At 74.5% G+C, this 12,514-nt stretch carries 12 protein-coding genes and 1 pseudogene; 8 read left to right on the top strand and 5 right to left on the bottom strand.

Going from position 1 to position 12,514, the window contains the following annotated elements; all coding sequences use genetic code 11:
- Window positions 1-70: 70 nt before the first annotated feature.
- Window positions 71-1,477, bottom strand: a complete 1,407-nt coding sequence (lpdA, locus tag OP86_RS03365; RefSeq protein WP_030060647.1) for a dihydrolipoyl dehydrogenase — start codon at window positions 1,475-1,477, stop codon at window positions 71-73.
- 329 nt (window positions 1,478-1,806) lie between these two features.
- Window positions 1,807-3,366 (bottom strand): M28 family peptidase, encoded by a 1,560-nt coding sequence (locus tag OP86_RS03370; RefSeq protein ID WP_425337750.1) that lies wholly within the window; start codon window positions 3,364-3,366, stop codon window positions 1,807-1,809.
- A 283-nt stretch (window positions 3,367-3,649) separates the two neighbouring features.
- Here OP86_RS03370 and OP86_RS03375 point away from each other — a divergent pair, with 283 nt between their 5' ends.
- From OP86_RS03375 to OP86_RS03385, 3 genes are all read left to right on the top strand, one after another.
- Window positions 3,650-3,826: an antitoxin gene (locus OP86_RS03375; protein WP_030060645.1), complete on the top strand. Its 177-nt coding sequence runs from the start codon at window positions 3,650-3,652 to the stop codon at window positions 3,824-3,826.
- A gap of 373 nt (window positions 3,827-4,199) precedes the next feature.
- The gene (locus OP86_RS03380) at window positions 4,200-4,790 is read left to right on the top strand and encodes a TetR/AcrR family transcriptional regulator (protein WP_030060644.1); all 591 of its coding nucleotides are present in this window, start codon (window positions 4,200-4,202) and stop codon (window positions 4,788-4,790) included.
- A complete protein-coding gene (locus OP86_RS03385; protein WP_030060643.1) occupies window positions 4,787-6,202 on the top strand; it encodes an MFS transporter in 1,416 nt (471 codons plus the stop codon). The genes OP86_RS03380 and OP86_RS03385 overlap by 4 nt, the downstream gene beginning before the upstream one ends.
- Here the strand turns inward: OP86_RS03385 and OP86_RS03390 are convergent.
- Window positions 6,189-6,716, bottom strand: a complete 528-nt coding sequence (locus OP86_RS03390) for a DinB family protein (RefSeq protein ID WP_078653554.1) — start codon at window positions 6,714-6,716, stop codon at window positions 6,189-6,191. The genes OP86_RS03385 and OP86_RS03390 overlap by 14 nt on opposite strands.
- 109 nt (window positions 6,717-6,825) lie before the next feature.
- A complete protein-coding gene (locus tag OP86_RS03395) occupies window positions 6,826-8,214 on the bottom strand; it encodes an MATE family efflux transporter (RefSeq protein ID WP_051829623.1) in 1,389 nt (462 codons plus the stop codon).
- A gap of 169 nt (window positions 8,215-8,383) precedes the next feature.
- Between OP86_RS03395 and OP86_RS03400 the strand changes: the two genes are divergently transcribed.
- The 5 genes and pseudogenes from OP86_RS03400 (at window position 8,384) to OP86_RS03420 (ending at window position 12,278) form a co-directional block, all read left to right on the top strand.
- Window positions 8,384-8,935: a PadR family transcriptional regulator gene (locus OP86_RS03400; RefSeq protein WP_030060640.1), complete on the top strand. Its 552-nt coding sequence runs from the start codon at window positions 8,384-8,386 to the stop codon at window positions 8,933-8,935.
- 181 nt (window positions 8,936-9,116) lie between these two features.
- Window positions 9,117-9,986, top strand: coding sequence for a class I SAM-dependent methyltransferase (locus tag OP86_RS03405; protein ID WP_033330825.1), 870 nt, complete (start codon window positions 9,117-9,119; stop codon window positions 9,984-9,986).
- An 80-nt stretch (window positions 9,987-10,066) separates the two neighbouring features.
- Window positions 10,067-10,762, top strand: a pseudogene (locus tag OP86_RS03410) (isocitrate lyase/phosphoenolpyruvate mutase family protein); the annotation flags it as partial.
- Window positions 10,759-11,163, top strand: a complete 405-nt coding sequence (locus OP86_RS36390) for a hypothetical protein (protein ID WP_078653557.1) — start codon at window positions 10,759-10,761, stop codon at window positions 11,161-11,163. The pseudogene OP86_RS03410 and the gene OP86_RS36390, both read left to right, overlap by 4 nt.
- Window positions 11,160-12,278 (top strand): bile acid:sodium symporter family protein, encoded by a 1,119-nt coding sequence (locus OP86_RS03420; RefSeq protein ID WP_051829624.1) that lies wholly within the window; start codon window positions 11,160-11,162, stop codon window positions 12,276-12,278. The genes OP86_RS36390 and OP86_RS03420 overlap by 4 nt, the downstream gene beginning before the upstream one ends.
- On the opposite strand, the gene OP86_RS36395 is transcribed toward OP86_RS03420, so the two are convergent.
- Window positions 12,244-12,414 (bottom strand): hypothetical protein, encoded by a 171-nt coding sequence (locus OP86_RS36395; RefSeq protein WP_157849654.1) that lies wholly within the window; start codon window positions 12,412-12,414, stop codon window positions 12,244-12,246. The two genes, OP86_RS03420 and OP86_RS36395, sit on opposite strands and share 35 nt — an antisense overlap.
- Window positions 12,415-12,514 lie beyond the last annotated feature (100 nt).

Genomic DNA, 12,514 nt, shown 5'->3' on the forward strand with positions numbered 1-12,514 from the left:
GGCGCGCCCCGCCGAGCGGCTGCTCGACAGGGCGCTGTCCGGTGTCAGGTCCGGTGCCGGGTCCGGTGCGTCACATGTTGATCATGTGCCCGGCAAGGCCGTGGATGGCCTCCTTGACGGCCTCGCCCAGGGTCGGGTGGGCGTGCACGTTGCGGGCGACCTCGTGGACGGTCAGGTCCCACTGCTGGGCCAGCGTCAGCTCCGGCAGCAGCTCGGTGACCTCGGGGCCGATCAGGTGGGCGCCGAGCAGCTCGCCGTACTTCTCGTCGCTGATGACCTTGACGAAGCCGATCGGGTGGCCGAGGCCGTGCGCCTTGCCGTTGGCGGTGAACGGGAACTTGGCGACCTTGACGTCGTAGCCCAGCTCGCGGGCCTGCGCCTCGGTGTAGCCGAAGGAGGCGATCTGCGGCTGGCAGTAGGTGGCGCGCGGGATCATGGCGAAGTCGACCTCCATGGTCTCCGCCCCGCCGATGGTCTCGGCGGCGATCACGGCCATCGTCTCGGCGGCGTGCGCGAGCATCAGCTTGGCGGTCACATCGCCGATCGCGAAGATGTGCTCGACGCTGGTGCGGCCGCGGCCGTCCACCGCGATGGCGTTGCGGTCGGTCAGCTTGACCCCGGTGTTCTCCAGGCCGTAGCCGTTGACGCGCGGCGCGAACCCGATCGCCTGGAGCACCTTGTCGGCCTCCAGCACCCGCTGCTCGCCGTCCTTGGTGACGGTGACGCGGACCTTGGCGTTCGGGTCGCTGTCGTCGATCGACTCGACCCGGGTGGAGGTCAGCACCTCGATGCCCAGCTTGCGGTACTGCTTGGCGAGTTCGGTGGAGACCTCGACGTCCTCCAGCGGCACCACGCGGTCCAGGAACTCGACGATGGTGACCTTCACGCCGTAGTTGTGCAGCACGTACGCGAACTCGACGCCGATCGCACCGGCGCCCGCGATGATGATGCTCTCCGGCAGCTGCTCGGTGAGGATCTGCTCCTCGTAGGTGACCACGCGGTCGCTCAGGCTGGTGCCGGGCAGCAGGCGGGTGGTGGCGCCGGCGGCGATGACGCAGTGGTCGAAGGTGACGACGTCGAAGCCGCCGCCGCTGAGCGCGACCTGGATGGTGCGGTCGTCGACGAAGGTGCCCCAGCCGTCGTACTCGGTGATGCCGTTCTTCTTCATCAGGTAGTGGACGCCCCTGACCCGGCCGTCGGCCACCGAGCGGCTGCGGCGGAAGGCCTCGCCGAAGTCGAAGGTCACCTGGCCCTCGACCTTGATGCCGAAGGTCTTGGCCTCCTTGGTGAAGATGTGGGCCAGCTCGGCGTTGCGCAGCAGGGCCTTGGAGGGGATGCAGCCGACGTTGAGGCAGACGCCGCCCCAGTACTTGGCCTCGATGACGGCGACCTTCAGGCCCAGCTGTGCCGATCGGACGGCGGCGGTGTAGCCGCCGGGGCCCGCGCCGAGGACGACGACGTCGTAGTGCGTGCTCATGTTGCTGACTCCTCCGAGGGTGTCACGGTCTCGTGATCTCGGTCCCATGGTGGCAGGACCGCGCTCGACGCACCCACCGGGTCTCGGCGGATGCGCTCCGCGCGGCACCGTACAGGCCCGGGGCCGGATTGTCAGTGGTCTCCGCTACGGTGACCGCACCGGCGCCCACCAGGGGCGATGACGGAGGGGAGGGAGCGGATGGCTGCACCGCGTTCGGCAGGCACGGAGCGTACGGCCGCTCCGGCGGATTCGGCCGCTCCGGCGGTTCCAGCGGCTCCGGTGGGCGGGTGGGCCCGCCGCCCGAGGACGGCAGCGGGCCCACCCGGGCCTCAGGCCGTCACCCCGTGGGCGTGGCCGCTCGCTCCGGCGGCACCCGCGCCGTCGATACCGGAGTCGCTCGCCCCGGCTGCGGTCGGGGCCTGCACGGTCGGAGCGGGTGCGGCCGGGCGCTGGGCCGGTACGGGCCGCTGCAGCGAGGAGAGGTCCCAGGCGTAGGTGCCGACGGCGTGGGCGATCACGTCGATGTTGACGTCGAAGGCCTCCATGTCGATGTTGCCCAGGTTGTCGCAGGCCTTGTGGTAGCAGGAGTCGAAGGCGGTGCCCGCCGCGCCGCCGTAACGGTCCGCCTGCTCGGGGGACTTGATCTTCTCGGCACCGGTGTCGGTGCCGCCGGCCGGGATGCCCGCGTCGATGAACGGGCCGTAGTCGGAGCGGCCGTCGAAGGCGGTCGGGTCGTGCGGCAGGCCGAGGCCGTCCAGGTAGCCGGTGATGTCCCGCTCGATCTGCGCCGAGCCCGCGGGGCCCGCGGGGCCCGCACCGCCGCCGGCGCTGCCGGAGCCGTTGTAGACGAACTGCGCGTAGTTGGGGGATGCGATCATGTCGAAGTTGAGGTAGAGCCGGATCTTCTTCCGATCCGCCTCGGAGAGTGAGTTCACGTACGCCTCGGAGCCCTTGAGGCCGAACTCCTCGGCGGACCACCAGGCGAATCTGACCTTGTTCTTCACCGGGTGGCCGCCGAGGTTCCGCGCGACGTCGAGGATGCCGGCCGAGCCGGAGCCGTTGTCGTTGATGCCGGGGCCGGCCGGGACGGAGTCGAGGTGCGCACCGACCATCACGGTGTTGTCCGGATCGCCGCCCCGGGTTTCCGCGATGACGTTCCAGGTCCTGCGCGGCTCCATGAAGGTGCGGATGTCGAGGGTCACCCGGACGGGCCCGGCGGCGGCCTCGGCGGCCAGTGCCTCGCCCGCGGCCTTGGTGATCCCGCCGGTCGGGACCTTCCCGGCCGTCGGGTCCCCGAGGGTGCCGTTGAGGTCGCCGTCGGCGTTGTTGTAGATGAGCGCCCCGGCCGCGCCCGCCGCCGCGGCGGCGGCCTGCTTCTGCGCGAAGCTGCACCCGCCGCGCCGGATCAGCGCGATCCTGCCGGTGAACGCGCCCGCGGGGTAGTCGGTGGGTGCGCAGCCAGTGGTGGCGCCGACCGGGGCGACGGCCAACTCTGCGGTGAGGCCCGCCTCCGGGCCGCCCACCGAGTAGGTCATGGCGATCACCGGCACCGACTCGGCCTTCGGGGACAGCACGTCGAGGCGCTGCGAACGGGCTTCGAAGAAGGTGTACTCGAACTCCTGCTTGGAGACCTTGAGCCCGGCCCGCCGGGCCTGCTCGTAGACGTACTGCGCGGACTGGTCGTGCCCCTTCGAACCGGCCACCCGGGTACCGCCGTTGCGGTCGGCGATCCGCTGCAGCGCGGCCAGGGTGTCGTGGGCGGTCTCGGCGTCGCTGGCCTCGACCAGCCGGGCGGCCAGCTTGGCACCCCGGCGCGCCGGGTCCGGGTCGGCGGCGGCGCTCCCCGCACCGGCCAGCAGTAACGGTACGACCAGGGCGGCCACGGTCAGCGCGGCGCCCGCGGTGCGCCGGGTGACGGCGGTGCGCGGGCGCGGTGGCGGGGCCGGGGCTGGGGTCGGGGTGGGGCGGTCGTACCGGGTGGTGCGGTCGAACGGGGAGGTCGAGCGACGGGTGCGCAGCTTCAAAGCGACTCCTTCCGACGGGCCGTGAACTCCCGATTTGACAGGACCGGAATCGCCTTGCCAAGCCCGCCGCACGCCCTGCGGGATGCGCGTCGGCGGATGCGCGGTGATATTGGAGGAGTGGGGCCGTCTCATCCGGGAGTGTGACCACATGTCCATGATGGATAAGCTCAAGAGCCTGCTGAAGGGCCATGAGGAGCAAGCCGACAAGGCCGTCGACAAGGCGGGCGACGCCGTCGACGAGCGCACCCAGGGCAAGTACAGCGGCCAGGTGGACACGTCTCAGGAGCAGCTGAAGAACCAGTTCCGCGACGAGCCGCCGCAGTAGCCGGCCGCCGTCGGGCCGCGACCAGACCCGCTCCGTGTCCGCTGCCCCGGTCCGGCCGTTCGGCCGGACCGGGGTTCAGCTGCCCGGCGCCGTGTGCCCGGGGGCCTCGGCCGCTCCGGCGCCGCAGTTCTCGCACGGTTCCGGCCCGGGCTGGCACGGTTCCGGCCCGGGCTCGCACGGGTCCGGCCCGGGCTCGCGCGGCACCGGGTCGGGCCGCTCGCGTAGCCGGCCGCACTCCGGGCACACCCGGTCCAGCCAACAGGCCGACTCGCCGCCTTCGTCCATGCCGCCGATTCTGCCCGGGCGCACCGGCCGGCGGTACCTCCGGGCAGGCGAGTAGACACTGTCTACGGCCGACTGGTAGACAGTGTCCATGACCGATCACGACAAGGACCTCCGGGCCCGACTGGTGGCCGCCGGCGTCGAGCTGGTGGCCACGGGTGGCGTCCAGGCGCTCGGGCTGCGCGAGATCGCCCGCCACGCCGGGGTCTCGCACGGAGCGCCCCGCCGCTACTTCCCGACCCACCGCGAGCTGCTCGCCGCCATCGCGCAGCAGGGCTTCGGCCGGCTCACCGACACCCTCGCCGGCGCCGACGCGCTCGCCGCCACCACCGACGCCGACGCCCGCACCCGCCTCGACGGGCTCGCCCGCGCCTACCTCGGCTTCGCCGCCGCCAATCCCGGCATGTTCGAGTTGATGTTCCGTCACGACCTGTTGGAGGGCAGCGGTGCGGAGCTGCGCCGGACCACGATGCCGCTGTTCCTGACCTTCGTCAGGCTGGTCTCCGAGGTGCACCCGCAGTCCGAGGATCCGGCCGCCGCCACCGCCGCCCTCTGGTCCAACCTGCACGGCCTCGCCCAGCTGCGGGCCTGGGGCAGCCTGCGGCTCATCACCGGCGGCGAGTCCATCGAACCCGTGCTGCGCACCACCCTGGACGCCCACCTCGGCCCGGCCACCCGGTGACGCCGCACCGCAACCGACGGCTCACCCTCGCCGCGAGCGTCACCGGTGCCGTACTGGTCGCCCTCGACGGCACGGTGCTGACCGTCGCCCAGCCCGCCCTCCGGCACGACCTGCACGCCTCCGTCACGGCCGTCCAGTGGGCCGGCACCGGCTACCTCGTCACCGTCGCCGCCCTGCTGGTCTTCGCCGGCCGCCTCGGCGACCGGTACGGGCACCGGCGGGTCTTCGCCCTCGGCGTGACGGGCTTCGCCGCGAGCTCCGCCGGGATCGCGTTCGCCCCCGGGATCGGCTGGGTGATCGCCCTGCGTGTGATCCAGGGCGTGGCGGGTGCCCTGCTGCAGCCGGCCACCCTCGGCATGCTGCGCGCCTCCTGGCCCGCCGACCGGCTGTCCGGCGCGATCGCGGTGCGCACCGCCGCGATCGGGCTGGCGGGCGCGGCCGGGCCGCTGGTCGGCGGCGCGCTCACCGCGCACTTCGGCTGGCGGTCGGTCTTCCTGCTCGGCGTCCTGCCCGCGGCGGCCGCCCTCCTGGCGGTCCTGGCCGTGCCGTCCGCGGCCATGCCGGTCCTCGCGGCGCCGTCCGCGGCCGGGCGCTCCGGGGGTCCGGCTCGCTCCGGCGGTCTCGACCTGCCGGGCGCGGCCCTGCTCGCGCTGGCCCTGGCCTGCCTCGTGCACACCCTGGTCGGCCTGCCGGAGACGGGCTGGTCGGCCCCGACGGTCCTCGGCCTCGCGGCAGCCGGGCTCCTCGCCGCGGCCCTGGCCCGGCACGAGCGGCGCACCACCCGCCCGCTGCTGCCGCCCGCCCTGGTGCGCTCACCGACGGTCGCGGCGCCGCTCGGTGTCCTGCTCGCGGCTTCGGCGGCACTCCAGGGCGTCCTGTTCCCGGCCAGCTACTACCTGCAGGACGTGCTGGGGCTCGACCCCTTGCAGAGCGGTCTGCGGGCGGCGCCGCTCGCGGTGGCGATGATCCTCGCGGCGGCCGGCTCGGCCCGGCTGGCGAAGCGTCACGGCGAACGGAGCGTGGTGCTGTCGGGGATGGTCCTGCTCACCACGGGCGCACTGCTCACCGCCCGGCTCGGGCCCGATGCCGGGACGGTCGCGATCGCCACCTGCTTCCTGCTGCTCGGTGCCGGCTTCGGCGCGGTGATGGCCACGGCCACCGCCGCCGTGGTGCGGGGCGCGAACGCAGCCGAGGCGGGCGTCGCGGGCGGGCTGCAGCAGACCGTGATGAACATCGGCCCGGCCGTGGGCATCGCCCTCGCCACCACCACCGCCGGACGGGCGGATCCGGGCGCGGCACTGACCCCCGCCGCGCTGGCGATGGCCGCCGTGGCCGCAGCAGGGGCGCTGCTCGCCGCCCGACTGCCGGGCCGGGTCGGCGCGCCGGCGCGGGAGTCCGTCACACGCCCGTGACGCCGTCGGTGCACTCGCGGAGCAGGTCGGCATGGCCGTTGTGGCGGGCGTACTCCTCGATCAGGTGCACCAGGATCCAGCGCAGCGAGACGGTCTCCGAGTCGAGTACCGCCCCGTCCTGCGCGGAGAGCTGACCGGCCGCGTCCAGCGCCGCCCCGGCGGTCAGTTCGCGTCCCAGCTCGACCTCCGTCCGCCAGTCCGCCAGCGCCTCGGCCAACCCCCGTGCCGGGTCCAGCCGGTAGCCGTCCGGGTTGTCCGCGCCGTACACCGGCGGGACGTCCCGGCCGGCGAACACCCGCTGGTGCCACTGGCGTTCGACCTCGGCCACGTGCTGCACCAGGCCGAGCAGGGTCATCGTCGACGGCGGCACGGCGGCCAGCCGCACCTGCTGGTCGTCGAGCCCGGCGACCTTCGTGGCGAGGGTGGCCCGCTGGAAGTCCAACCAGCTTTCCAACATGGCGCGTTCATCGGCGTTCGGGGGCGGGATCGGACGCCCGTCCGGGGTGAGTGCCATGGCCGCCACTCTGGCACAGCCGGCCTGACGCGGTGAGCGGGGAGCACTCCCGGTCGGCGTCTCCGCCCGGGCCACGGCAGCGAGTTGGGGACGGGCGCGACGCCGTGCGTCACTCGATCGGCGGACGTGCCCGCGCCGCGTCGCCCGGGATCGGCACCGGTGCCGCCTCAGGTTCCTGCACCTGCGCTTGCGCTTGCTGCGCCGACAGCGCCCGGCCGCGCGTGAGGAGCGAGAGCAGCGCGAGCTGCACGACCGCCCCGGCCGCCGGTCCGAGCCAGACGCCCGACACTCCCAGCGGCCCCGACAAGGCCGCGGAGGTGCCGAGTTGGACGCCGAGCCCGAACAGGACGGAGAACACCAGCGGCCGGCCGGCCCCCGCGCCCTGGTGGACCCCGCCGAGGGCCACCACCAGGGCGTACGGGAGCAGGTAGAGCGCCGCCATCCGCAGGAAGCCGACGGACTGCGCCGCCACCGCCCGGTCGTCGGTGAACAGCGCGGTCAGCGGGACGGCGAGCGCCGCGGACAGCAGCGCCGCCACCGCACCGAGGCCTGCGGCGAGGCGGCCGGTGTCCCGGTGCAGGGTGCGCAGCGCGGCGCCCGCACCGGCGCCGGTGAGGCGGGCCGCCTCGATCGCGGCGGCCTGGCGCAGCGCGTAGAAGGCCATGGTGACGACGAGCAGGACGCGGTAGCCGACCCCGTACCCGGCCACCGCCGCGACGCCGAAGCCCGCGACGAGCCCGAGTTGGGCCGTGCCGACGGCCATCCGGGCGGTGAAGTCCAGGCCGAACGGCGTCCCCGCCCGCAGGATCCGCACCGCGGCGCCGCCCACTCCCCCGGTTCCGCCGCCCGTCGGCTGCTCCGGGCGCCTGCGCAGCAGCAGTCGCAGGGTGACGGCGAGGGCGATCGCGCGTGAGAGCGCCAGGGCCAGCGCCGCGCCCGGGACGCCGAGGGCGGGCAGCGGACCGGGGCCGAGGACGAGCAGGGGGTCGAGGGCCAGCAGCAGCGCGTTGGAGAGCAGGGCGATCCGCATCGGGGTGCGGGTGTCGCCCGCGCCCTTGAAGAACTCGTCGGCGACGCGCTGACCGAAGAACAGCACGAAGGCCGGGAAGGCGACGGTGAAGTACTCGGCGGCGCGGGCGGCGGCCTCGCCGTCCAGGAAGGCGCCCGCCAGCCGGTCCCGCAGCAGGAACCCGGGCACGGCGAGCACGAGGCTGCCCGCGGCGCAGAGCCGCCAGGCCGCGCGGGTGGTCCGGGCGGCCTCGGCGGGGTCCCCGGCGCCGAGGGCGCGGGCGAGCCGGACGCTGGTTCCGGAGGCGACCACCAGGACGAGCCCGAGCAGCAGGTTCTCGACGGTGCCGGCCAGCGTGACGGCGGCGACCGCGGCCCCACCGAGGCCGGCCACCCAGAACGTGCCGATCACCGAGGCGATCACCCCGGAGAGCAGTTCCGCGTAGACGGGTACGGCCAGCGCCGTGAGCCGGGCCGGATGCCCGCGCATGATTCCTCCCCTGATTCGGCTGTTCCACCGCCCCCGGTGGGACCAGGGCCCGGTCCCGAACGGCAGCCTCGAATAGAGATACCTCGCTTCGAGGCACATCGGCAAGAGGTAATATGTCACTCCAGCGGGCGCACTCCACCGGGCGCACTCCGACGGAAGGGCTTCGACCGTGCTGACCCTCGCGATCCTCGGCTTCCTGTACGACCAGCCGCTGCACGGCTACGAACTGAAGTCCCGGATCACCGGCCTGACCGGTCACGTCCGCCCGGTCAGCGACGGCGCGCTCTACCCCGCCATCACCCGGCTGGAGAAGGCCGGCCTGCTGTCCCGCCGCACCGAACCCGGCACCGGCGCCGCCCCGCGCCAGACCCTGGAGCTGACCGGTCAGGGGCGGACCGAGCTGCTGCGACGGCTGGCCGACCCGGAACAGGCCGAGATCACCGACCAGATCCGCTTCTTCACGCTCGCCGCATTCCTGCACCACCTCGCCGACCCGGCCCGGCAGGCCGCCGTCCTCCACCGCCGACTGGCCTTCCTCACCGCACCCAGCAGCTTCTTCTACGACGGCGACGGCCACCCGGTCACCGCGGAGCGCGAGCCGAACCCCTTCCGGCGCGGGATGCTGCTGGTCGCCCGCGCGTCCTCGACGGCCGAGCGGAGCTGGCTGGCCGGAACCATCGCGGAGCTGGAGCGGCTCGGGCCTCCGGGCCTGCCCGGCTGACGCGGCCGCCCCGGCCGCCCCGGCTGACCTGGCCGACCCGGGAGCACGCCGTCGGAATCAGGCCCTTCCGTTCCTGGTTCCACCGGGCCCCGGCGTGGCTATGATGATCCGCCTCACGTCCTCGGCGTCCCCTCCGCGGCGTGACCCGCCACCGCGCCCCGCCGTCCCCCTGGAGGCCGCCGTGCCCACTGCCGAGCCCGCAGCCGCCCGCCCCGCGCCGTTGAAGCGGGACGACATCCCCGGTTGGTTCTTCAGTCTCGACCGGGCTGCCTTCGGGCACCTGCTGTCCACCCAGAGCGCGGCCGGCGTCACCGGCGACATCCTGGAGCTCGGCAGCTACCTGGGCCGCAGCGCCGTCCTGCTCGGCGACCACCTGCAGCCGGGCGAGCGGCTGACGGTCTGCGACCTGTTCGACTCCGAGGCGGACGACGAGGACAACGCCGCCGAGATGGCCATGTCCTACCGGAAGACGCTCACCCGAAGCGCCTTCGAGGCCAACTACCTCGCCTTCCACCGCGAGCTGCCCGAGATCGTGCAGGCGCCCACCTCGGCGCTGGCCGACGGCCGGATCCCCGCGGACAGCTGCCGGTTCGTCCACGTCGACGCCTCCCACCTGTACGAGCACGTCGCCGGGGACATCGCCGTCGCCCGGGCCGCACTCGCCGAGGACGGCCTGGTCGCCCTGGACGACTACCGCTCCGAGCACACCCCCGGCGTCTCGGCCGCGGTCTGGGAGGCGGTCTTCACCGGCGGGCTGCGGCCGGTCCTGCTCACCCCGATGAAGTTCTACGGCACCTGGGGCGACGCCTCGGCCGTCCGGGAGGTCCTGCTGCGGCGGGACTGGCGGGCCGGGGGCTACACCGTGGACGAGGACACCATCGCCGGGTCCCCCGTGCTGCGCCTCAACTACCAGGTCAAGCCGCCGGTCGAGCGCTCGACCTCGCGGCGGCTGGCGCTGGAGCTGCTACCGCCGGTCGCCACCAGGGCGACCCGCCGGATGCTCCGGACCCTGCGCGAGCGGCGCGCCGTACCGCCGCTGCCGAACGCCTGAGTCTCTGAGCCCCTGAGCCCTGAGCCCCCGAGCGGCGGGTCCGCGCCCGCCCGCTCCGGCGACACCGTCGCGAACACCGCTTCATCGCCTGGCCCGACATGGTCGGCTTCGTCGAACGGCTGCGCGGCGCCTTCCCCCGGCACCACCTGTTGGTCGACATCGACGACGGCTACGTCGATCCCGAAGTGGCCTGCCACGTCGTGCGGCGGCTCGAACGCACCGGCGCCTCCGGCGTGATCCTGGAGGACCAGAAGCGGCCGCGCCGCTGCGGCCACGCCGACGGCAAGCTCGTCCTCCCGCTGGAGGAGTACCTGGAGAAGCTGGAGCTGGTCCTCGCCAGCCGGACGGACCTGGTGGTGGTCGCCCGCACCGACGCCACCGAGGAGGAGGACATCCTGCGCCGTGCCCGGGCGCTCGCCGCCACCGACGCCGACGTGGTGCTGGTCGACGGCGTGCGCAGCGAGGAGTGGATCCGCCGGATCCGCGCGGCGGTCGGCGACAAGCCGCTGCTGTTCAACCAGATCGCGGGCGGAAAGTCCCCCCGGCTGTCGCTCTCGGAGCTGACGGACCTGGGCGTGGACGTGGCCATCTACAGCACGCCGTGCCTGTTCGCGGCGCACCGGGCGATGGAGGAGGCGCTGGCCGGGCTGAAGAGCGCCGACGGGCGGCTGCCCGCCACGGCCTCGGAGGGCCCGCAGGTCGGCGTCCGGGAGTCGACCGAGCTGCTGGAGCGGAACATCTCCCGGTCCCGCGGGCTGATGGCGGTGCCGGCGTGAGGCCGGGGCTGCGCGGGCCCTCCCCGCCGCCGGCCGCTGCGCCGTGGGTCGGCGCCCTGCGGGCCGGCGGGCTGCGGGCCGGCGGGCTGCGGGCCGGCGGGCTGCGGGCCGGCGGGCTGCGGGCCGGCGGGCTGCGGGCCGGCGCGGTGGGGCTGCTCGGGGCGTGCGCCCTGCTCGCGGGCGGTGCAGCGCCCGCGGCGGCGGGTGGCGGGCTGATCACGGTCGTGGACAACTCGAACGCCGACTCCTGGGTGGAGATCGACCGGACGGGCAACCTCCAGAACGGCAGCGGCTCGGCGGGCAGTGACCACGACGGTGCGGGCTCCCTGGTGGGCGGCCTGCTGGGGCCGGGCCCGTCGGCCGGGCCCGCACTCCGTCCGGTGGTGGGAGGTGGCCCGTGACGGCTTTTCCGGCCCATCACCGACTGCCGCGGTGCCGACTCGATCCGTACCTGGCCGCGCTGGCCGGAACGGTCGGCCTGGCCACGCTGTTCCCGGCCTCGGGCGGATCGGCGCGGGTCACCGAGGCGGCCTGCGACCTCGCGGTGGCACTGCTGTTCTTCCTCTACGGCGCCCGGCTCTCCACCCGGGAGACGCTGGCGGGGCTACGCCACCTGCGGTTGCACGGCTTGGTGCTGGCCACCACCTTCGGCCTCTTCCCGCTGCTCGGGCTGGCCGGCGCGCTGCTCACGCCCGTCCCGCTGACGGCGCAGCTGCAGACCGGGGTGCTGTTCCTCTGCCTGGTGCCCTCGACGGTGCAGTCCTCGGTGGCGCTCACCGGCGCCGCCGGGGGCAACGTCCCGGCGGCGATCTGCGCGGGCACCTACTCCAGCCTGGCCGGGCTGGTGCTCACCCCGCTGCTCGCAGCCTGGCTGCTGGGCTCGCGCGCCGCACTCTCCGCCGACGGGCTGCTGCGGATCGGGCTCCAGTTGCTCGCGCCGTTCCTGCTCGGGCAGTTGCTGCGCCCGTGGATCGGCGGCTTCCTGGCCCGGCACAAACGGGTGCTGACCCCACTGGATCGTGGCTCGATCCTGCTCGTCGTCTACACGGCGTTCAGCACCGCCGTGGCCCAGGGCATCTGGCACCTGGCGACCCCGGCCGCCCTCCTCGGGCTCCTCGCGGTGCTGCTCGGCCTGCTCGCCGCCACCCTGGCGGCCACCTGGCTCGGTGCGCGGCTGCTGGGGCTCGACCGGGCGGCCGGCATCGCGGCGGTGCTGTGCGGCTCGCAGAAGAGCCTGGCCAACGGACTGCCGATGGCCACCGTCCTGTTCGGACCGGCGGCGGGGCTGATGGTGCTGCCGCTGATGCTCTACCACCAACTCCAGCTGCTCGTCGGCACGATCCTCGCCGGCCGCTGGTCCCGGGCACCCACCACCGCCCGGACCGCCACGGCCCAACGCGGCGGGCAGGAGCTCTACGGGGATCAGCTCGACGGGCCTCAACCCGGCGGGCGGAAGCCTGGCGGGCAGGCGTCGGCCGCGCTCACCGGTCCGGGCGCGCCGCCAGCGCCCGGGTGATCCCCCGCCGCGGCCAGGTCGAGGCCCCGGGCAGGTGCCCCAGCCGGTTCAGCCGCTCGACGGTCAGCTCCGGCCGGCGGGCCAGCGTCAGCACCGCCGCGTACGGGCGGTCGCCCGCCCTCAGCCGCACGGCCACCAGGTCGACCAGGTCGTCCAGGGCCGTGAGGCGCGACCCTGGCAGCAGCGGCCCGGCCGACCTCGGGCCCGGCCGTACACGACGCCCCTGCGGGCGGCGG

It is taken from the genome of Streptomyces novaecaesareae (assembly GCF_000716875.1).
Lineage (GTDB): Bacteria > Actinomycetota > Actinomycetes > Streptomycetales > Streptomycetaceae > Kitasatospora > Kitasatospora novaecaesareae.